The 21,187-nt window shown below is 49.6% G+C and carries 26 protein-coding genes; 3 read left to right on the top strand and 23 right to left on the bottom strand.

Annotated features, from left to right (window positions below; genetic code table 11):
• Positions 1-47: 47 nt before the first annotated feature.
• From rpoB to secE, 7 genes are all read right to left on the bottom strand, one after another.
• Complete coding sequence (rpoB, locus tag GN278_03000; GenBank protein XAT59878.1) at positions 48-4,184, bottom strand: DNA-directed RNA polymerase subunit beta; 4,137 nt, start codon at positions 4,182-4,184, stop codon at positions 48-50.
• A gap of 240 nt (positions 4,185-4,424) precedes the next feature.
• Positions 4,425-4,808 (bottom strand): 50S ribosomal protein L7/L12, encoded by a 384-nt coding sequence (gene rplL, locus GN278_02995; GenBank protein ID XAT59877.1) that lies wholly within the window; start codon positions 4,806-4,808, stop codon positions 4,425-4,427.
• A gap of 69 nt (positions 4,809-4,877) precedes the next feature.
• A complete protein-coding gene (gene rplJ, locus GN278_02990; protein XAT59876.1) occupies positions 4,878-5,393 on the bottom strand; it encodes a 50S ribosomal protein L10 in 516 nt (171 codons plus the stop codon).
• A gap of 255 nt (positions 5,394-5,648) precedes the next feature.
• A complete protein-coding gene (gene rplA, locus GN278_02985) occupies positions 5,649-6,347 on the bottom strand; it encodes a 50S ribosomal protein L1 (GenBank protein ID XAT59875.1) in 699 nt (232 codons plus the stop codon).
• Position 6,348: 1 nt separating this feature from the next.
• Complete coding sequence (gene rplK, locus GN278_02980) at positions 6,349-6,774, bottom strand: 50S ribosomal protein L11 (protein ID XAT59874.1); 426 nt, start codon at positions 6,772-6,774, stop codon at positions 6,349-6,351.
• A 105-nt stretch (positions 6,775-6,879) separates the two neighbouring features.
• Positions 6,880-7,413, bottom strand: a complete 534-nt coding sequence (gene nusG / locus GN278_02975) for a transcription termination/antitermination protein NusG (protein XAT59873.1) — start codon at positions 7,411-7,413, stop codon at positions 6,880-6,882.
• Positions 7,414-7,612: 199 nt separating this feature from the next.
• Positions 7,613-7,810 (bottom strand): preprotein translocase subunit SecE, encoded by a 198-nt coding sequence (gene secE / locus GN278_02970; protein ID XAT59872.1) that lies wholly within the window; start codon positions 7,808-7,810, stop codon positions 7,613-7,615.
• Between the two features lie 239 nt (positions 7,811-8,049).
• Here secE and GN278_02965 point away from each other — a divergent pair, with 239 nt between their 5' ends.
• Together GN278_02965 and GN278_02960 are read left to right on the top strand one after the other, a co-directional pair.
• A complete protein-coding gene (locus tag GN278_02965) occupies positions 8,050-8,853 on the top strand; it encodes an alpha/beta fold hydrolase (protein ID XAT59871.1) in 804 nt (267 codons plus the stop codon).
• Positions 8,854-8,997: 144 nt separating this feature from the next.
• Positions 8,998-9,363, top strand: coding sequence for a nuclear transport factor 2 family protein (locus tag GN278_02960; protein XAT59870.1), 366 nt, complete (start codon positions 8,998-9,000; stop codon positions 9,361-9,363).
• 240 nt (positions 9,364-9,603) lie between these two features.
• On the opposite strand, the gene GN278_02955 is transcribed toward GN278_02960, so the two are convergent.
• Positions 9,604-10,269, bottom strand: coding sequence for a glutathione S-transferase (locus tag GN278_02955; GenBank protein ID XAT59869.1), 666 nt, complete (start codon positions 10,267-10,269; stop codon positions 9,604-9,606).
• A gap of 298 nt (positions 10,270-10,567) precedes the next feature.
• On the opposite strand from GN278_02955, the gene GN278_02950 reads away from it, so the two are divergent.
• Positions 10,568-10,942 (top strand): hypothetical protein, encoded by a 375-nt coding sequence (locus GN278_02950; protein XAT59868.1) that lies wholly within the window; start codon positions 10,568-10,570, stop codon positions 10,940-10,942.
• 22 nt (positions 10,943-10,964) lie between these two features.
• On the opposite strand, the gene GN278_02945 is transcribed toward GN278_02950, so the two are convergent.
• From GN278_02945 to GN278_02875, 15 genes are all read right to left on the bottom strand, one after another.
• A complete protein-coding gene (locus GN278_02945; protein XAT59867.1) occupies positions 10,965-11,324 on the bottom strand; it encodes a hypothetical protein in 360 nt (119 codons plus the stop codon).
• Entirely contained in the window at positions 11,321-11,692 is a 372-nt protein-coding gene (locus GN278_02940) for a hypothetical protein (GenBank protein XAT59866.1), read from the bottom strand. The genes GN278_02945 and GN278_02940 overlap by 4 nt, the downstream gene beginning before the upstream one ends.
• A gap of 7 nt (positions 11,693-11,699) precedes the next feature.
• A complete protein-coding gene (locus GN278_02935; protein XAT59865.1) occupies positions 11,700-12,329 on the bottom strand; it encodes a hypothetical protein in 630 nt (209 codons plus the stop codon).
• Positions 12,330-12,800: 471 nt separating this feature from the next.
• Positions 12,801-13,469 (bottom strand): hypothetical protein, encoded by a 669-nt coding sequence (locus GN278_02930; GenBank protein ID XAT59864.1) that lies wholly within the window; start codon positions 13,467-13,469, stop codon positions 12,801-12,803.
• A 66-nt stretch (positions 13,470-13,535) separates the two neighbouring features.
• Positions 13,536-13,895 (bottom strand): hypothetical protein, encoded by a 360-nt coding sequence (locus GN278_02925; protein XAT59863.1) that lies wholly within the window; start codon positions 13,893-13,895, stop codon positions 13,536-13,538.
• Between the two features lie 202 nt (positions 13,896-14,097).
• The gene (locus tag GN278_02920; GenBank protein XAT59862.1) at positions 14,098-15,015 is read right to left on the bottom strand and encodes a dihydrodipicolinate synthase family protein; all 918 of its coding nucleotides are present in this window, start codon (positions 15,013-15,015) and stop codon (positions 14,098-14,100) included.
• Positions 15,008-15,697 carry an Asp/Glu racemase gene (locus GN278_02915; protein XAT59861.1) on the bottom strand — a complete coding sequence of 230 codons (690 nt, stop codon included), beginning with the start codon at positions 15,695-15,697 and terminating at the stop codon, positions 15,008-15,010. Before GN278_02915 ends, GN278_02920 begins: the two co-directional genes overlap by 8 nt.
• Positions 15,698-15,705: 8 nt before the next feature.
• A complete protein-coding gene (gene hydA / locus GN278_02910) occupies positions 15,706-17,124 on the bottom strand; it encodes a dihydropyrimidinase (protein XAT59860.1) in 1,419 nt (472 codons plus the stop codon).
• Positions 17,125-17,782: 658 nt separating this feature from the next.
• A complete protein-coding gene (locus GN278_02905; protein ID XAT59859.1) occupies positions 17,783-18,175 on the bottom strand; it encodes a hypothetical protein in 393 nt (130 codons plus the stop codon).
• A gap of 492 nt (positions 18,176-18,667) precedes the next feature.
• Entirely contained in the window at positions 18,668-18,826 is a 159-nt protein-coding gene (locus tag GN278_02900) for a hypothetical protein (GenBank protein ID XAT59858.1), read from the bottom strand.
• Between the two features lie 9 nt (positions 18,827-18,835).
• Positions 18,836-19,135, bottom strand: a complete 300-nt coding sequence (locus GN278_02895) for a hypothetical protein (protein ID XAT59857.1) — start codon at positions 19,133-19,135, stop codon at positions 18,836-18,838.
• 301 nt (positions 19,136-19,436) lie between these two features.
• The gene (locus tag GN278_02890) at positions 19,437-19,724 is read right to left on the bottom strand and encodes a hypothetical protein (GenBank protein ID XAT59856.1); all 288 of its coding nucleotides are present in this window, start codon (positions 19,722-19,724) and stop codon (positions 19,437-19,439) included.
• A gap of 186 nt (positions 19,725-19,910) precedes the next feature.
• On the bottom strand, positions 19,911-20,222 hold the full coding sequence (locus GN278_02885; protein ID XAT59855.1) for a hypothetical protein: 312 nt from the start codon (positions 20,220-20,222) through the stop codon (positions 19,911-19,913).
• A 49-nt stretch (positions 20,223-20,271) separates the two neighbouring features.
• Positions 20,272-20,655 carry a nuclear transport factor 2 family protein gene (locus GN278_02880; GenBank protein XAT59854.1) on the bottom strand — a complete coding sequence of 128 codons (384 nt, stop codon included), beginning with the start codon at positions 20,653-20,655 and terminating at the stop codon, positions 20,272-20,274.
• A gap of 167 nt (positions 20,656-20,822) precedes the next feature.
• Positions 20,823-21,140 carry a hypothetical protein gene (locus GN278_02875; GenBank protein ID XAT59853.1) on the bottom strand — a complete coding sequence of 106 codons (318 nt, stop codon included), beginning with the start codon at positions 21,138-21,140 and terminating at the stop codon, positions 20,823-20,825.
• Positions 21,141-21,187 lie beyond the last annotated feature (47 nt).

Below are 21,187 nucleotides of genomic sequence, written 5' to 3'. Positions count from 1 at the left end.
ATTTCCTCAAATTAGGGACGAAGGGGGGGGAGAATAAAGCGCGCGCCTTATTCCCCTTCCTCCGCGTCCAGGAGTTCCATATTTAGGCCAAGGCCGCGGACTTCTTTGACAAGCACATTAAAGCTTTCAGGCACGCCCGCTTCAAAGTTGTCTTCGCCTTTAACGATTGATTCATAGACCTTGGTCCGACCGGCAACATCATCCGATTTCACCGTCAGCATTTCTTGCAGTGTGTAAGCTGCGCCATATGCTTCCAGTGCCCAGACCTCCATTTCACCGAACCGCTGACCACCAAACTGTGCTTTACCGCCCAATGGTTGCTGGGTGACAAGGCTGTAAGGACCGGTTGAACGGGCATGGATTTTATCGTCAACAAGGTGATGCAGTTTGAGCAGATATTTGATGCCAACAGTGACCGGACGGCTAAATTGTTCGCCGGTACGCCCGTCAAACAGGATCGACTGACCAGACTGGTCAAAGCCCGCCCGAACCAGCGAGTCATTCACATCGCCCTCTTTGGCGCCGTCAAAAACTGGCGTCGCAATCGGGACACCTGTGCACACATTACCAGCGGCTTCAATCAACTCATCTTCGTTCATGTTTCCAATGCCCTCGGCATAAACATCATCGCCATAGGCCAGTTTCATGGCTTCACGAACAGGCGTCAAATCGCCAGAGCGGCGATAATCTTGCAAAGCATCGTCAATCTTTAGACCAAGCGAGCGCGCGGCCCAGCCCATATGGGTTTCCAAAATCTGACCAACGTTCATCCGAGAGGGCACGCCGAGCGGGTTCAGACAGAAATCAACAGGTGTTCCATCTGCCAAGAATGGCATATCTTCCATTGGAACCACTTTTGAAATCACACCTTTATTGCCGTGACGTCCGGCCATTTTATCACCAGGTTGCAGCTTACGCTTCACCGCGATGAAGACTTTGACCATTTTCATCACACCGGGCGGCAAATCATCGCCCCGACGGACTTTTTCAACTTTGTCTTCAAAGCGGGCATCTAAAGTGCGTTTTTGCACCTCATATTGCTCATGAAGCGCTTCGACCTCTTGCGCGTCTTGCTCTTCGGAAAGCGCCAGTTGCCACCATTGACCACGGGTTAGGGTTTCAAGCAGCTCTTCGTCGATAACAGCGTTTGACTTGACCCCTTTGGGACCTTTTACCGCCACTTTGCCCATAATCCGGGCTTTCAGACGCGCATAGATATTACGATCGAGGATCGCAAGCTCGTCATCGCGGTCGCGCGCAAGGCTTTCGACCTCTTCGCGTTCAATTTGCAAAGCACGCTCGTCTTTTTCAACGCCGTGGCGGTTGAACACGCGGACTTCAACAACTGTACCAAAATCCCCAGGCTTAACACGCAAAGATGTATCGCGCACATCTGAGGCTTTTTCGCCAAAAATCGCCCTGAGAAGTTTTTCTTCTGGGGTCATCGGGCTTTCACCTTTGGGCGTGATTTTACCTACCAGAATATCACCCGGCTCTACATCAGCGCCGATATATACAATTCCGGCTTCGTCGAGGTTGCGCAAGGCTTCCTCGCCAACATTTGGAATATCACGAGTGATTTCTTCTGGTCCAAGCTTGGTATCACGGGCAGCAACTTCGAATTCCTCAATATGAACCGAGGTAAAGACGTCATCGCGTGCGACACGCTCTGAGATAAGGATCGAGTCCTCGTAGTTGTAGCCATTCCAAGGCATAAAGGCGACGACAACGTTTTTGCCAAGCGCCAATTCACCAAGGTCGGTTGACGGACCATCTGCGATCACCTCACCCTTGTTGACCGTCTGACCCACTTTGACCAATGGTCGTTGGTTGATACAGGTGTTTTGGTTGCTGCGCTGAAACTTACGCATCCGGTAGATGTCAACGCCAGCATCGCCCATTTCAAGATCTGCTGTCGCCCGGATCACAATCCGTTGCGCGTCTACCTGATCGACGACACCGGCGCGTTTGGCCATAATCGCAGCACCAGAATCCCGCGCTACGACTTCTTCGATACCTGTGCCAACAAGCGGCGCTTCTGCACGCAGCAATGGCACAGCCTGACGTTGCATGTTTGATCCCATCAGCGCACGGTTGGCATCGTCATTTTCCAAAAACGGAATAAGCGAGGCGGCAACCGATACCAACTGTTTCGGGCTTACATCAATCAAATCAACACTTTCGCGCGGTGCGAGTGTATAATCGCCAGCTTGGCGGGTGCTGACCAATTCGTTTTGGAATCGGCCTTGTTCATCCAAGGTTGCGTTCGCCTGCGCCACAGTGTGCCGCATTTCTTCCGTGGCCGACATATAATGCACTTCGTCAGTAACCTGTGCATCTTTGACAACACGGTAAGGGGTTTCGATAAAACCGTATTTGTTCACCCGAGCAAAGGTTGCAAGCGAGTTAATCAGACCAATGTTTGGCCCTTCCGGGGTTTCAATCGGACACATGCGGCCATAATGGGTGGCATGTACGTCGCGCACCTCAAAGCCTGCCCGCTCGCGGGTAAGCCCGCCTGGCCCTAGCGCCGAGAGGCGGCGTTTATGCGTCACCTCAGACAAGGGGTTTGTTTGGTCCATAAATTGTGAAAGCTGGCTTGAGCCAAAGAATTCACGCACAGCCGCTGCGGCAGGTTTCGCGTTGATCAAATCCTGCGGCATCACTGTGTCAATCTCAACCGATGACATGCGCTCTTTGATCGCGCGCTCCATGCGCAACAATCCAACACGATATTGGTTTTCCATCAACTCACCAACTGACCGCACGCGGCGATTTCCAAGGTGATCAATGTCGTCCACATCGCCTTTGCCGTCACGCAATTCAACAAGGGCCTTGATACAGGCAACAATGTCTTCTTTGCGCAACGTGCGTTGGGTGTCTTCTGCGTCCAATGCCAGACGCATGTTCATTTTAACCCGGCCAACAGCTGATAAATCATAGCGTTCGCTATCAAAGAACAATGTATCAAACAGCGCAGAGGCGGCATCCACAGTTGGCGGCTCACCGGGGCGCATGACTCGGTAAATATCCATAAGCGCGGTTTCGCGGCTCATGTTTTTATCTTGCGCCATAGTGTTGCGCATATATGGACCAACGTTGATATTATCGATGTCCAGAACCGGAATATCGGTAAAGCCTGCATCGATCAGCTCTTTGAGCGATCCACCAGAGATTTCACCCCCTTTATCGTATTCCAGCGTCAATTCATCGCCAGCCTCGACGTAGATTGCGCCATTCTCTTCGTTAATAATATCGCGCGCGACAAATTTTCCAACGATTTGCTCGAATGGCAACAGAAGCTCTGTCACCTTGCCAGCATCAATCAATTTTTTAACCGCCCGAGGGGTCATTTTTTTACCGGATTCGCCAATAACCTCACCCGAAGCCGCATCCACCAGATCATAGAGGGGGCGCGTACCACGCACGCGCTCAGGGAAGAATTTTGTAACCCACCCTTTACCCTCGGAAAGTTTGTAATCAACCGTATCATAATAGGCATCCATAATGCCTTCCTGATCCAAGCCTAGCGAGTAGAGAAGCGTGGTCACAGGCAATTTACGGCGCCGGTCAATACGAGCGAACACAATGTCTTTCGCATCAAATTCAAAGTCCAGCCACGAGCCGCGATAGGGAATTATACGGCAGGCAAACAACAACTTACCCGAGCTGTGGGTTTTGCCTTTGTCATGGTCGAAAAATACCCCTGGCGAGCGGTGCATCTGGGAAACGATAACACGCTCTGTGCCATTGACGACAAAGGTCCCGTTTGGCGTCATCAAAGGCATATCGCCCATAAAGACATCTTGCTCTTTGATATCTTTGACAGATTTGGCGCCTGTATCTTCGTCGACATCAAACACAATCAAGCGCAGCGTCACTTTAAGTGGCGCGCTATAGGTCATGTCACGTTGCTGACACTCTTCTACATCGTATTTGGGCTTTTCCAAATCATAGCTAACAAATTCCAAAACGGATGTTTCGTTAAAATCCTTAATCGGAAAAACGGACTGAAAAACGCCTTTTATGCCTTCACCGTCCAAAGGCACTGGCTGATCACCAGACTTTAGAAACAGATCATAAGAGGATTTTTGAACCTCAATCAGGTTCGGCATTTCAAGAACTTCACGGATTTTACCGTAATACTTACGAAGACGTTTTTGGCCAATGTAGCTTTGAGCCATGGTCGATATCACCTTTCAATTTTCTCACCGGATGCGCCAACCGTCGGGTCCCGGTGGCACGCCCATAAGAGACAGCTTGGTTCGATCAATTCCTGGCTTTCTTCCCAATGAAAGCCTCCCGATCTTTGAACCTCGCCTGAGAAAACTCCGTATGAACAACGGACCTTTCTAAGACAGGTAGGGCTGAGAGCAATTTTCACTGCTCTCAGCCGAATACATCCAGGTTGCCCTGGGTGTGGATTACTTCAGTTCGACCTCTGCGCCAGCTGCTTCCAGCTTGCCTTTGATCTCTTCTGCTTCTGCTTTGTCGACGCCTTCTTTGACGGCTTTGCCGCCCGCTTCGACCAGATCTTTGGCTTCTTTCAGGCCAAGACCTGTTATGCCGCGTACTTCTTTGATGACGTTAATCTTTGATGCGCCTGCTGATTTCAGGATCACATCAAATTCGGTTTGCTCTTCACTAGCAGCGCCGCCAGCGTCACCGCCTGCAGGGCCTGCCATCATGACAGCGCCGCCCGCAGCAGGCTCAATATCGTACTCGTCTTTCAGGATAGTTTTTAGTTCTTGTGCTTCAAGCAGGGTCAGACCAACGATCTCTTCTGCTAGTTTTTTCAGATCAGCCATTTTAGACTCTTTCCGTTTAAGTTTGTGTTCCAACGACAGGGCTTTGCACCCTACGCAGATCTTAAGTTGCTATGCAGCGGCTTTGTCTTCGATTGTCGACAAAACGCTCGCGATGTTTGATGCAGGTGCGCCAATTGCCCCAGCGATGTTCGAAGCAGGTGCGCCAACGCAGCCCACGATAGAAGCAATAAGCTCTTCGCGAGATGGCATTTTTGACACGGCTTCCACGCCAGCACGATCCAAAGACGTCTCGCCCATTGCACCACCGAGAATTTCAAACTTTTTATTCTCTTTGGCAAATTCCTCGGCCACCTTGGCAGCTGCCACGGGATCCTCGGAATAGGTCAAGACAGTCATCCCCGACAAAAGGTCTGCAATGCTTGCGCATGGCATTCCCTCAAGGGCGATTTTGGCGAGCCTGTTTTTGGCAACGCGAACTGCGCACTCACCCTCACGGGCGCGGGCGCGCAGATCTTGCATTTCTGCAACTGTAAGGCCTGCGTAGTGTGATACCACCACGACGCCAGAGCTTTCAAAGATCTGGCCGAGTTCCTCAACCACTTTCTCTTTTTGTGCTCTATCCACAGTTTCACTCCAAATTTGGGGATTTCTCCCCGGCTCAGTTTTGCCGCCCCGAAAGACGGCGTTCGGGTCCAACTTCAGGGTCCCGAGGCCAAAATCACCCGAAGGTCTATGCCTGCGGTATGAACTTTTATCTCGTTCCCCATCTCAGGAAGGAATTAGCAGGCCTAAGCCCAACCCTCCGTCTCGGACAGAACAAAGCCCGAGGGCTTTGTTAAATATATCCCGTCGGATTGAGACCCGACGGGATATAAATTTCTATTGCTCAGAGGCCTTACCAACGTCGATGGTCACACCAGCGCCCATGGTTGAGCTCAGAGCAATCTTTTTCATATACGAACCTTTAGCCCCAGATGGCTTTGCCTTGGCCACCGCCTGCACAAAAGCGCGGACATTTTCTACCAGCATTGCCTCATTAAAAGAGGCTTTGCCAACACCAGCATGCACAACGCCGCCTTTTTCCGCTTTGAATTGAACCTCACCACCTTTGGCGGCTTTAACAGCTTCTGCCACATCCATGGTGACCGTGCCCACCTTTGGATTTGGCATTAGGTTGCGCGGACCCAGCACTTTACCCAACCGACCTACGACCGGCATCATGTCTGGCGTTGCAATACAGCGGTCGAAATCGATCGTGCCGCCTTGCACAGTTTGCATCAGATCTTCTGCACCAACCACATCTGCACCGGCAGCTTTTGCTTCATCGGCTTTCGCATCGCGGGCAAACACAGCCACTCTAACAGTTTTACCAGTGCCATTCGGAAGACCGACAACACCGCGCACCATTTGATCTGCATGACGGGTATCGACACCAAGGTTCACCGCAATTTCAATGGTTTCATCAAATTTTGCCTGCGCATTGGATTTAACCAAGCTGACAGCATCTTCGATGGATAGATTTTCCTTACCGGCCGCAGCTGCGCGGATGGCTTTGGTTCTTTTTCCGAGTTTTGCCATGTTACTTCACCTCGATGCCCATTGAGCGGGCAGAGCCCAGAATAATCTGCATAGCGCCTTCGATATCATTTGCATTGAGGTCTTTCATTTTCGCTTCGGCGATCTCTTTGACCTGCGCAGGCGTCACACTACCAGCTGTTTCGCGGCCCGGTGTACTTGCGCCCGACTTTAGCTTGGCTGCCTTTCTTAAATAATAGGACGCAGGAGGCGTCTTAATATCCATCGTAAAGGACTTGTCCTGAAAATACTCGATCACAGTCGGGCACGGTGCGCCCGGTTCCATATCGGCTGTTTTGGCGTTAAACGCTTTACAGAACTCCATAATATTGATCCCGCGTTGACCCAACGCAGGCCCCACGGGTGGGGAGGGATTCGCTTGTCCCGCAGGCACTTGTAATTTTAGCGTGCCAACCAGTTTCTTGGCCATTTGGCCTCTCCTTTTTACCAACACCTCTCTGACGCGTCAGCGAGGTCTGATGTTGTCGTGGTCCGGCGTGATGGCCGCGGCCACCGTACCTCCCACGCTTGAACCTCAGGTCTGCTTGGTGACCTGAGTATACTCTAGCTCGACCGGGGTTTCCCGGCCAAATATAGACACCGTGACTTTAAGACGCTGATTGTCGTCATCAACCTCTTCCACCATGGCATCGAAATCTTCAAACGGTCCGTCGTTGACTTTGACCTTTTCGCCGACCTCGAAATGAATGAGTGTGCGCGGCGCGTCTTCGCCCTCTTGCACCCGGTTCAATATTACGTTGACCTCGGCGTCGCGCATTGGCATTGGGCGCCCTTGCGGCCCCAAAAATCCGGTGACTCGATTGATCGAATTGATCAGGTGATAGCCCTGATCGCTCATCTCCATCCGCACAAGCACATAGCCCGGCATAAACCGGCGTTCGGTCGTGACTTTTTTACCACGGCGAACTTCAATTACTTCCTCTGTGGGAACCAGAACTTCTTCGATCTCAGCTTCGAGACCGGCGTCCGAAACGGAAGTTTTGATTTGTTCGGCAATTTTCTTTTCGAAATTGGAAAGAACACTGACCGAATACCACCGCTTTGCCATATGCCTCAGGACCCTTATTTCAGAGCGATTTATATCGCTAATTCAATTCGTTAGCGCCAGTTCAATCTGGCTTTCTATAACAAAAAAATCGGCGCGCAACACGAATCGCCGCACGCCATTTTGAATAGATGTGGCAACTGGTATAGTTTGCAGCCAATAAATTCAAGTCCGAATAATACGAAACTTTGCAGAATTACAATTAGCTAATGGCTGCCAAGAGCGCTTGAAGACCGCCACGAATAGCCAAATCAACCAGAGCGAAAACTACGGCTGCCAAAGCTGCAAAAACAAAAACCATCACCGTTGTGAGCGCGACCTCACGCCGCGTCGGCCAGACGACTTTCGAGACTTCCGAGCGGACCTGCTGGATAAATTGAAGCGGATTGGTGGTTGCCATAGTGCTTTCGTCTTTCTAATTATTCAAACTGGCAGATACGCCACCTTTGGGTAAATTTCAAGGGTCGGTTTTGCGTCGGTATCGCGGTGGTATCGCACAGGTCCCGATACAGGCGATTGATTGCACGGCCAGCAGGCTTAATTTGCGCCTTAATGTCATCTTTGTTAAGCTGTCCTGAGTTGCTTTTCTACCAGTGATTTTCACCAACCAAAACCAGACTTTATGAGCTTAGATTTCCAATGACCAAAAACTTTGATTTTCACTGCTCCGGCTCCGGCGCGCCGATTTTGTTTGTTCCCGGCTCCTACAGCACCCCTGCAGCCTGGCGGCCGGTGCAAAGCCACTTGCCCGAGGGGTTTGAATTTTTTGCCACCAGCCTGTCTGGCTATGGCCAGAGCCGCGAGCGGCGTAGCAACGCAGATATCTCGCTAAACCCCCAGATTGATCTGCTAAGTGAAGTCGTGAAAAAAATTGGTGCACCCGTGCATCTGGTGGCGCATTCTTTCGGCGGCCTCGTGTCCCTCGGCTTTTTGGAAACCGCGCCCGAGACGGTGTTAAGCGTGACGTTCTTTGAAGCCAATCCACTGGGGCTTTTAAAGCTTGAGGGTGAGAGCGATTTGGATGCAGAACTGCAAGCCATGATTGCCGGGTTCCAAACGCAGGTGAACGCCCGTGACCCCGATGCTGCTAAAACCATTATCGATTATTATGGAGGAGCAGGTTTTTTTGACGCACTTCCCGAAAATGTGCGCACCTATTGCACCACAACAGCCAAGGTAAACGCGCTAGATTGGCAAACCGGTATGAGCTACCGGCCTAATCCTGAACGCCTGGCCGCACTTAATTGCCCGATCACTTTGGCCTATGGGTCAAACACAACGGCAGCGATGAAAACCATCACCCGTCACCTTGGCCCTTATCTGCCAAAAGCGCAGATATGTGAAGTCAAAGACGCCGGGCATTTTTTAATATCGACCCATCCCAAAGACTGCGCCGCACATGTCCTTCGCACCATTAGAAGGGCAGAGGCCCTTTCGGAGTAACCCCGACTTTTGTACTTTAGCCAAAGGCGTCGTATTGCAAGGTCAGAATAATAGCTTGAGAGCGCCATTTTTCGTTGCGCAAAACAAACCCTGAATTCACATATCGCATCGGCTTTAAATACATAGAAGAATTGAAGCTTAGGACTGATTTTGGACTTTAACAAAAAATACTATCACGAATTTGCCAGTGATTGGCAAACAGGCTGGAACGGCCATGATCTAGATATTATTGCAAGCCATTATCGCAAAGACATCTTGTTTCGATCACAAAAGGCGATGCCCCAAATGGGAACAGGTGAAATAATTGGCCTAGACAATTTGAAACTCTATTGGAATGAGGCCTTAAAACGGCAACCAAACCTACGCTTTACTGTGATCAACGTATTCGAAGGCTATAGGATGATGGTGATTTCATATCGAAATCAAAATAATATTCTAGCCGCAGAAACACTTTACTTTGATGATGATGGACGAGTATTTCAGGCATCGGCATGCCATGCTAGCTCCTAACGAGTCCCACAGGTCACAGCGCGCTGACCAGGCGCACCATTCAGAAAGTTGGCGCCTTTTCTCGGTTAAATAAAATCTCAGAGGTCAGCCTATGCCCAATAGAACCGCGACAAACTAAACTGACAACGGCTTTTTGTGTCACACTCAAAAAAAAATGGCTGGGATGATGCCTGGCAGGTGTGGAGTTTCACATGCGTTGTTTCCAACGCGCCACATGCTTAGCAAAATTGGTTTTCTGCGTCAATATTGTCCACGATTGTAGTTTTCAGGATATTTTAAGGCCACCCATTCACGCACCTTGGGAAGCGTATCCACAGCCAAACAGACCCGACGAATTTTAGGGAAATTTTTCAACAGATCTGCTGGAAGACCGTCTAGAATACCCGAAGTTAACCACCCAAGAAGACGCCAGATAGCGACATCAGCAATCGTAACTTGCGGGCCAACTATCCAATCTGAGCCTTCGGGAATGCAGCGTTCGAGCATCGTCAGCTTTCTGGCAAGCAGCCCCTGTGCAAGCTCTTTTCGCGCAGCAAGCTTTTCGGCCGGATTTTCTATGCTGCCTGTTTTGGATACCATAATATTAAGATCGGTTGCCAAATCCAAAAACTGATCAATCTGCGCTGCTTTGAGATCATTATCAGTGGGGTAAAGACCCGCCAGCTTGCCACAAAACCGCGCAATTCCACCGGTTTGTGCAATTGGGACACCATCCACCAGCAGACAAGGAATTTGATGAAACGGCAGTGGTGTGCCGTCTGTCAGTTTGCCGGTTTCTTTTGCCGTTTGAAATTCTGACGATGTAATCCTCCGGTCTTCAAAAGTGACCCCGCCAATGTGCAATGTAACTCTGCTAACTTCTGCCCTCCAAAACGGAAGGTCGACGTAGATAATGCTTAGATTCATATCGGGCTCCATTATGCTGTATCAAGCAAGTTATGGCTTTCGCTCAGGCCTTTGGCCAGCGCCGCCGATTCCAAAACCTGATGTCGCCACTTATAATTTACTGGCTTTATTTAAAACACCGAAAAATAGAATATAACTAATGGAATTAATTAATCATGTCAGCAAGTGCAAAAACATATGAATTTTTAAAATAATCAGTTTAATTATTTATTGTTACTTATGGCTATTTGAAGCAATTTGGCCATGTTAAGGTTTCTTTGAGGATTAAAATCCTCGGTTTTTTAAAAAGGTAAAACATATGTCAAACACTATGAATACAGCAGCAGATCGTGATCGCAGGCAACAAATCGGCGCAACCCGAGGTCGGGATTTATATTGGGGCATAACCATTGGCGTTTTCTCAAACATCGCAACACTGGCGATCTTATCAATGGACAGCGGATTAGATCTTGCCATTTCGGCCATGATCCTTGGAACGCTTGTGTTTGTTTTGGTCAATTCATTCGACTGTATGGATGATCTTAAAGCCAACGCGCACGATATGGACGACGACGAAGCACAAACGCATTTTGGTCAGAAATTTGCAAAAGCACCTTGGGGGATGTTTAAAAGCCTGATCGCGCTTATTTTTGGCCTGACGGCCCTAAGCCAGCTCGTGGTGATCTGGGGATAAGGCCCCCCAAGACAGGCAAAGCCTATGGTTTGACCACCCAGTTTTGTGCCTCAATGGGGACAAAGGCCTCAACCGCGCAGCTTGCAATAACCGCATAGCTGTTGGTTTCGGGGTCTTTGATATTTTGCCCACCAAAGATGACGGTGATGTCTGGCTGGCCGCGTGGGATATGCGCGGCCAGTTTTGCAACATCAACCTGATCTGGGTCTTGAACCCCGACGGTGACTTTGACCTGCATATCGCTATGGGGAATATCAAGTGCGCGAAACAACGTCAGCGAGCTGTGATGCAGCGCATTGTCCAGCGCACGAATGGCCGCTTTGGTATAATCCATACCATAAAGATCATTGCCTGCGCCCATTTCCAAGATCAGCCGCTTCATGATGCACCCTCTTGGGCTTTGCGCTCAATATCAAGGCTGACAGAAATCGCAGCATGGGCCATAATCGTCGGTGTGGCTGAGGGCCTATCTGGCGGAATGATATCCAAACCGCCGGGAACGGCGGCCACTGAGACCTGACCATAGGGGAACTCGGCCGCAACTTTTTCACAATCGACCTTTTCAGGGTTTTGGCAGGCAATTTCGACCGTAATCACCATTGCGTCTTTCTCGGCACCAAAAAGTTCCACCAAGGCCAGCGAGTTATGCCAAAGGGCGTTTTGCACCGCGCGGCACGCCGCTTTGGTATAGCTGCCCGACCGCAAGGCCGTGCCCATTCCAAGCTCTAGTACCAGTCGCTTCAACGCCATGGTGCGGTCAGAAATCTATGCGGTAGCTGAGCTCAAAGCCCGCGCCGCATTGTTTGATATTGCCGAGCTTAGACGAATAATTCGTATAGCCGGCAACGATTTTTGAGCTTTCGCCAGTGGCCATGACAAGCTGTATGTCCGCCGCGCGGTTGTTTCGAATTTTATCGAGCGGGGCAAAACCCATAACGCGCAGGCCAAAATTTTGGCTCAGCTCAAAATTCGCCCCAAAGAAAACCGGAAAATTTTCTTCGCTATAGGTGGCGGCATCGAACTCAAGTTCTTTATTAAGGTATCCAAGTCCAGCAAAATAGGGAAATGCACCGCCCTGCCCGCCGTCGTTTGCCTGTCCAAAACCATATGTGACATAGACCGAATATTCTGCATAGGAAGCATCTTTGGTATCACTGGCGGTGACTTTTCCGGACCCGGTTGTGTAGTCAAAATTGACAAAATACCGCTGCGACAGCGCACTGCGTCCAGAAAGTTTGAACCCGCTTAAATCACCCGAATATTTGCTACCATCGATCCGCACCTCGCTGTTGCTTTGCTCGAACCCAAGTGACAACTCGGTGCTTTGAGCAGAGCACATGGTCCCCGCAAAGATGAAACAAACTGCCAATAGATACTTTAACCGCATGTCAATCATGTCCCTTCAGGAGCTTAGTATAGCAAAAATTGCGATTTTGTTAAGTCCATTTAGACCCAATACTGCATGGAATTTTGCGTGACTATCAATCCCCAAAAATCATGGATTTATCGTGTTTGCCTTTTTTTCGTGCGTTCCTAACCGAGATCAATTAAAATACCATCATCAGCTTTTGGCAAGCGACCTGAGGACTCTATAGTCTAGAAGAGGATAAAATGAGCAGACCTACAGTGATCATAGTTGGCGTATTGATGGTGTTTTTTCTCGGCCTTGCGACATACGCCATGGTTTTCAAACCCCGAAACGACCGGTTCGACGAAAGTGCGGGCAGGGTACTTTCCAAATAACAAACCTCGGCCTTTGGGTTTTTACCCAGCCCTTTCACACAAACCTTATCGGGCGCGGCTTGGGAGTTCAGGTCGTCTAAAAACTTGGCAAACCGCGGCGCTCTAACCCAAAAGGCTATTTGGACTGAATTGAAAAAGTGAATGTTGACCCGCCGGATTGGCCGGATTGAAAAGATACCTGCCGCTTGCAGGGCCCCGTTTCAATCACAGCAAAGGGTTTGATTTGCCGGAAGGAAAATTCATACTCTGCCAGTGATGTTGTTGTTTGAAACCGGCTCTTGAATTTGTCGATCATGATCGTTCTGGTGTAAAGAAGCGGGGTTTGCCAGTTGGGCAATCGCTTCATTTCAAGCACCAAAGAGGCATCATCTTCGTAGATGATCTTGGTTTGCGGGTCATTGACCACATCATTGACGCTAAATCTTGGCCTTTTGGCCAGCTCGGTTTGGTTTGCGCCAGATTGATCAACCCGGAACTGGCTGGATACGGTACATACAAGATCAAATTTCGGAGCTTGGGGTTTGGCCGTTTTCGAGCTTAGTGCATTTTGCAAATCCACCAGTTCTCGCGCGTCAATCGTACCGTCAAAACGTTGATTTCTGCTGGCGTAGAATTGCGCGATGGCAGCAATGGTTTTTTTGCCGGCAATCCCGTCGGCTGGCCCCACCTGATAGCCCAGCTGACCAAGGGCTTCCTGCGCCGATGCCACCAGCCGGTCCGCATGGCCCAGAGTGGCGGAAAATATTCCAAAACCGAAAAAAATTGCTGTCAGCGTGCTTCGCATAAGATGCCTCCTTGGGCCAGAAGTGGCGCGTCGATCTTTAATTGCGCAATCACATTTGCAATGCAATTACCACATATATCCATCACTGGGATATTGCCGCTTAATATCGTCAGAGTTTCGAAAGGCGGACATGAACTGCTGGGTTTCGTGGACCATGGTGTTGATCAATCGTCCCTCAAGCTCGAACGCCTCAAGCTGTTTGATCACCATGTCTTCGCTTTCTGCCACCCAATGGCAAAAGAAAAACTCAGAGTTGCCAAGCCAGGTTTGCAAGCAGGTTGCAAATTCGCCCGAGGACGCTTCAACCCATTGCCGCTCTGTGGCGCGTTCTTCAGGTGGGTTGCGAAATTCGGGCGGGGTCAGATATTCACGCCGCGCCGCTTCGGAGACAAAGGTATGTATGCACATAAAGTGTTTTTCAGTCATGCGTGAACTCCACTCGGGTTTGAGAAAAATTTGAGGGATCATACTCCGGATCGTTTTTTTGGCAAAGACACAATATCGGGAGCCTATCGTTTGGCTTTGGAATTATTCGACTAAAAAAAATGCGAAAACGCCATTTGGCGATTACTTTTTCAAGCTAATCACTGCGCCCCATGCTGTAGTCAAGCTATCTTGCTCTTTGATTTCATAAACCCAGTTCTTGCAACCGCCGTGTCTGACGCTCGGCGATCGCATCAATTTCCACCATCGCTTGGTTGGTCAGCTTTGCACCGGGTTTGCGCAATGTGGGATGAGCAATTATACCTTGTTTGGCCAATGAATATTTTCGGATTGCCAATCCCATCCCCGGCTGCGCTTCATATCGGATCATCGGCATATAGGCGTCAAAAATATCCCGCGCGCGCGCAACATCGCCTGTATTAAAAGCCGCAATAACCTGCGCCATCATTTCCGGATAGCCAAAGCCGGTCATTGCGCCATCTGCACCGCGCAGCATCTCTTCTAGCAAATACATCCCGCCATTTCCACACAGGATCGAAATCCGCCGCCCACCTGCATCCGAAGCCTGTCGCAATTGGGTGATCTTTTCCAGCCCGGGCCAGTCTTCGTGCTTGAGCATGACGCAATTGGCGCAGTCTTCAACAATTTTCAAAATCACCGAGGGCGAAATGATCACGCCTGTGGCCAAAGGAAAATCCTGTAGCACAAAAGGCGTTTTTCCAAGCACCTCCGATGTGTCTTGGTAATACCTGATGATCTGTTCATCGGTTCTCAGGCGCGGCGGCGGCGCAACCATAACACCGGCGGCACCCGCATCCATCGCTGCATTGCTTAGCGTGCTCATGGCCGCAAAACCGGGGGCAGAAACCCCCACAATAACCGGAATGTCGCAATGGCGGGTAACCGCTTGAATGACCTCAATGCTTTCCTCGGCCGACAGTTTTTCCGCCTCGCCCATCATGCCCAGTATTGTCAGGCCGGTTGCGCCTTTTTCAATATAGGCATCCACCAGCCGGTCTAAACTTGGCAAATCAAGCGCGCCAACCGGCAAAAACGGGGTTGCTGCAATGGTAAAGACGCCTTTGGCGGTTTCATCAAGCATGGTGCGTCTCCCCTATTTTATGCGCAAGATTTAGCGCTATCTGGCCCAGCGCCATCGAGACAGCGGCTTGGCATGGCTCAACAACAGGAAGCCCGGTGGCGGTCTCTAGGGCCTCGCGGTATCGCGCCATGCCGGCGCAGCCCATGATCAGCACATCGGCGCCGTCTTTGTCCCGCAGCTCGCACCCAGTAGCGATCATCGCGGGTAAAGTGTGGCTTTCATCCGCAAGATCAGCCACCTTTAGCCCAAGCGCGCGATCCCCCGCTAATCGCTCAAGAACGCCCATAGCGCCGAGGGCACGCATATGACGAGGGATTGAGTTGGGCAGAATGGCAATCACGCCAAAGCGCTGACCCAATGTCAAAGCAGTCATCACCGCTGCTTGCTGGATCCCGACCACCGGAAGTGGGGTTTGATCGCGCAGCGCATAAAGCCCGGGATCGCCAAAACAGGCGATCACATAACCGGCCGCATCGGTTTGGGCTGCAGCCAGATCAAGCATTGGCGCGATGGTCAAATCTGCCTGCTTCTGGCTTTCGATACCAAGCGGGCCTTCAGCAAGTGTCAAACAGCGAACCTGGGTGCCAAAACGGCACAGCGGGTTGATTGCCAGATCAATGGCATCAGTCACCGTTTGACTGGAGTTAGGATTGATCACAATAAGGCTTTTGGGCTTAGGCATCGTGCTTCCTATTCATTGGTTAATCCCTTGGGTTTGCTGGCAAGTTCAGGCCGGTCAATCCAAGCGCCCTCGCCCGCCACGCCAAAAAATTCATCCTTTTGCATCACGGTTTTTCCGCGCAGCAGAACCTGCTCTGGCCAACCTTTCACAGTGCGGCCCTCCCATGGATTATAGCCAACGTTGTCATGCAGGTCATCGGCCCCGTAGGTCATAGTTTTGTCGGGGTCCCAGATGACCACATCTGCATCCATTCCCGGGCTCAGCGCACCTTTATTTTTTAACCCGTACAGCTGTGCAGGCATAGTTGATGTGATCTGGCAGAACGCTTCTGGTCCCTGCGTGCCGCGCGACACCATCGCATCGAACAATAGGGGCAAGCGGGTCTCCAAACCCGGCAGGCCATTGGCTATTTCATCAAAGCGCGGATTGGGGCCAGCGGACAGTTTACCACTGGCATCAAACCGGTAAGGCGCATGATCAGAGGACACAACGCTCAGCGTGCCAGCATCAAGTGCGTGCCAAAGCGCAGCCTGATCCGCCGCACTGCGCTGCGGCGGCGAGCACATGAATTTTGCCCCCTGAAGGCCGGGCTGGTTTAAAACCTCATCCGTCATCAGCAAATAATGCGGACAGGTTTCGGCCCAAACCGGCGCACCGCGCCGCTGCGCAGCCTGGACCGCTGCTGCGCCCTCTTCGGTTGATATGTGAAACAGCATGACAGGCTGATCTAGGTATTCAGCAAATCGGCAGATCCGCTCGACCGCTTCAACTTCAGCCATGCGCGGGCGTGATGTTGCATGATCTTGCGGTGCGGTTTTGCCAGCAGCCAGTAAAGCGTTTTTGGCCCGCGCAATGATGGCATCATTTTCAGCATGAACACAGACCAAAGCGCCGTATTTGTGCGCTAGCGTCAGAACCTTAAGCACCTCTGGATCGCGCAGCTGAATATTATAAGTGGTGAAAATCTTAAGCGAGCGATGCCCCGCTGCGACCAATTTTGCCAGATCTTCCTCAAAGGACGGCACGCTAAGGTCGGTAAGGGTAAGGTGAAAGGCATAATCAATCATTGCGCCGCGTTTCGCGCGGGCTGTGTAGTCGGAAAGTGTTTGCGATAATTGCTGCCCGCCTGCCTGCGCGGCAAAGGAAATCACGCTGGTTGTGCCCCCCATCGCGGCCGAGCGGGTTGCGGTTTCAAAGGTGTCGGCGTTCATAAGCCCCATACCGGACATCTGTTCAATATGGGCGTGGACGTCCACACCGCCCGGCATGACATATCTGCCCACAGCGGAAATTTCGCGCGCCGCACGGCCTAGATTTGATCCAATCGCCGCAATGCGCCCAGCAGCTATTGCAAGATCGCCCTCGACCATCCCTTCGGGCGTTATGATTTGCCCATCGCGAATAATCAGATCAAAGTCTGCACCCATCCAAAGCGGCCCCTTTGCCAATGCTTGATGGGTAAACCTTGCCGTATTTTTTCAATCTTGCAAGCGCATCCTCACACATCTGTAATTTTTGCTGTGCTTTGAAAGGCTATAGGTCAGGGATTGCAGTGTAGCGGCGAGGCTGATCACACGCTTTTAGCCATGGCCTGCCGCGCTAAGTGCAAGAGTTGAAGGTTGGATTTTGCTGTGTAATTCTCCTGCAACCCCTGAGCACAGCATTTGGGAAAAGTATGAGCATCAAATGTCAATTGGTAGAATAACAATGATGGAGTGGACATCCGAATAGACAATGCTGGCGGCAGAAGAGCATTATCTCAGTATACAAAAGGAAGCTTTTCCAAATGCCGAGCTTGTGATAAATGTGCAAACCGGACCCTGTTCGCAAATGTCGCTGGCCATTTATCCCAGCTATGAAGATGCCAAAAAAATTGGCGGGGCGCGAAGAATACCAAGCCTCGTAGCAAGATGTGGTCAAAGACCGTTTTTATTACGAAGGTAATTTAAGAAAGTTTTTGCAAAAACCCGATAGCACTATAATGGCGACCTATAGCTATAAGGATGTCAAATAGGGTCACATGCAAATATAAACTGAAACCGCGCGTATCGCCAATCAAATTCGAGTTTTGCAAAGTGCTAAAGTCTACAAATTTTCACAATAGAAAAATACTGGGCCCGCAGTTTTATAACCGTGCGCTTCCATACTCACAACGCCTCGGGATTCACTGGGATTGATTTTAATACGATATGTTTTTCTCTCTTTGGTGAAGAAAACGGTGAAGGTGGTTTCTCTATTGCCCAGTGAAACATCCATTGCTCGCCACCCAGAAAAGGTTAGTGACTTTGGCGTAATCACAAACTCTCCTGGTATCCAAGATTTGATAATCTCTAGTTGCTTTTTCAAATTCCCTGCAGCTGCATTTGTACTGTGTGCATAGCCACCATCTTTAACTTTGCACGTAAACGATCCTGCAGTTAATTGTGATCCCCACATCACGACTATTAAGATAAATAAACAGAAAAATATTTTTAACATAATCATCCTCCTTATGTATTTTTTTGTAATTAAAAAAGTTCTAAAAGAGCCATAGCTTTAAAGAATATTTTGGGAATAAAAGGCGCTATTTTGCCAAGGTGAAATCTATTCTAATCAATATTTATGGCAAAATTATGTAAGGTGGATCTAGGCTCCAGCCCGGCTTTTTACAATTTTATGACCGGATGGGCGCCGCTCTGATGTCTATGTCAGGGCTATGGACCGAAGATCAGACAAATGGTGCGCCGAACTTGTGCCCAAGCGGCGAGCATACTTAATTTTTTTTTGCACCAAAGACCGCGCTCAAGGAAATGAAATGCTTCGGTAGGCACGCCCATAGACTGGCATGCTACCCCGCAATCCAGACCATAGCAGAGACGAAAATAGCCAAGAAAATCAGAACATAGGTGGCGATCTCACCGCCGATGCGGGCATCCGACTTGGGTTTTTTCTTTTTGGGAGGCTCTTCGCTCATATCAAAATGTATCCGGTTCAAATCACGATGGCGATCATTTCAGGCTGACAAAGTAAAGCAACGGTAGCGAGGCGCAACCATGATCCAAACGGCTTTTGCCCATCGCGCGGTTTTAGCGCACCGGAGCAGAGCCGATGAAGACGGCTGCTATGCCCTCTTGGACAATCATCCTGCATTAAAGGCCCCTATTCCGATTTAATATGCTCTCTTTTGTAAAACGCTTTTAGGTCACCTTCGAATGCAACCGCAAGTTCCATGCCCCCTAGATCTAAGAAATGTTTATCGCGCTGATCTACGGCCTTGCTTGCGGTTTCTTTATCGGCGTAAATGGAAACTGTCATACAGGACTTATCCCCTGTGGTGATACCTAGCATCATTTCGATATCTGGAAACATCTCACTGGCGGTTTTGTTGATCCGATCAAGACTGTCATCTCTATTTTGCATGCTTTCGAAATCAACCAAATTAACGCGAAGATAGCTCATTTATTTTTTCCCTCTTTTTCTATGATCCTAGCCCCCTAGGACCAACCAAACAATAGTTGCCGCGCACTGCGAATAGTTGGACATGGTTCACATTGCTGTTTTGCCCACAATACTTAGGGCCTGGCTATGACCGCTGCTCTGTTTCAATAGGGTTTTTGGCAGGGGCACAAAAATTAAGTGCTATGGGGGGCGCTTACTGCGGCAAAATTTAAAGTCACGTCAGTGTTATAACGATGTCTTTGATCAAGAGGCTTTCCACCATAAGGCGGTTTTAATCAACCGCGTTAACTACAAATCCAATTTAGCTATTCACATGATGCAGGCTGACCGCGCCCTCCATATGCCAAAGGTCTTTGACAGTGTGCAAAAACTCTTCAAGCATGTCTTTGCGTGCCTCCAAAGTGTTGTTGGCAGTTTCAAGATCAGGATAGAGCGCCACTGACATCACCGAGGTTGGGCCAGTCCGTATCATGGTCAGTGAATTGGCCTCGGGCAACGCAGGTGGCGCCACTTTTTGGTAGCGTTCTTCAAAAATATTAGCGCTTTCCTCTGAATTAAATTCTGCCATTGAAATTCTTGCTACAGTCATCTTTTACCATCCTAAACCATCACTTTTCAACCCAAGCACAGGGGGCCATTGCTGTCAAAACTGGCTGTGTTCACAGCGCTAAACTTCACCAACCTTATCCTACCCCTCGATGTGGCAGCATCAACCATAAGCCGCCACCTCAGTGGCACGGCTTTTTAAGAGTGTGATCTGTATTAAGTGCATAACTTATCCACCAAATTCAAATTTAGCCTCTATTACACCCGAAAACGTTTGCGTTTTGGGAGATAAAGTATCGCGATAGGGGGTCACCGTTTCTTCCGCCCACTCAGAAATTAAAATGAAATCATCGAGATATTCAAAAGTTAAAATAGCACTCATACAGCGCGCATCATTTGAATCCCGAACAATTTCAACCGCGCATTTTCCTTGCAGATTGCCTTGGAATTCAGACCATTTTTGTTTCAGGACCATAATAAATATGTCGCAGGATTTTTCATCCGAAAACTCGTTCATGATCGTGCGTCGAATTTCGTCCATTACGTTTACCTTTCCTACAACCTGCCCTTTCGGGATGGCGCATATGGGACTACGATGGCAGCTTTAATTCCCAAACTTTTGTCATGTGACGTATTTTACCACCTTCGAAATGAATGGCATAAACATAATCGGTTTTGGCAAACATAGGCTCTGGGCCAATGATCACATTCCCGCGTATTTCTGCGTAAATGAGAACAATATCCCGAGATTGGTCATGTGCTTCGGCTTTGACTTCAATCTCCACATTTTCATCAAACATCGCCAAGGCATCGACCATCCAGTCACAATAGATGTCCATCCGGTCAACACCCGCCAGCGTTTCAGCTTCTGTTTCGAATGTGGCCCCGTCATGGCAGTATTTTTTACATTCCAGCCAACCCTTGCCATAATCGCAGGCATCAAAAAATGACCTTGCTGTAACCAAATTATCCATTGCAACACCTCCTAAACTGATATGATCAAGCATAACCAGTTGGATGCGTTAGGCAATGCTTGGGGTTTTAAGCCAATTTATGCCGCTGTGCAGATCAGCGGTAGATGCTTTAAAAGCCTCTATTTTTTGAAAGGCTATATCGAAGACGCGCAGAACTTTATACGCATTCACTCATAAGGGTTTCCGAGAACTTCGTCTTTTATATTGTCATGCCTCACGTAACGCTGCATCTCATTCGGCATACTTACCATAACCTCATTAAGCCCCAGCTGATCAAGCGCTTCAAAAATTGCATCGTCACTTTCGGCAAACCAATGACAGTAAAAGAAATCTTCTTTGCCCATCCAATTGGCCAAAAGCTCGGCACGATCGGTTTGCATTCCATCAAACAGTTGCCGGTCAGTCATTCCGGCACTCTGCTCGAAAAAGGCAACTCTGGCCTCTTCGCTGGCCCAAGTATGTGTACACATGAAATGTTTCTTCATAGCAAATCTCCACTGATTTCACCCAGAATAACGCATGAAGTTTATTG

Source organism: Rhodobacteraceae bacterium Araon29 (assembly GCA_039640505.1).
In the GTDB taxonomy this organism is placed as follows: Bacteria; Pseudomonadota; Alphaproteobacteria; order Rhodobacterales; family Rhodobacteraceae; genus CABZJG01.
The sequence above is the reverse complement of the archived record's forward strand: the minus strand, read 5'-3'. Positions and strand labels throughout refer to the sequence as shown.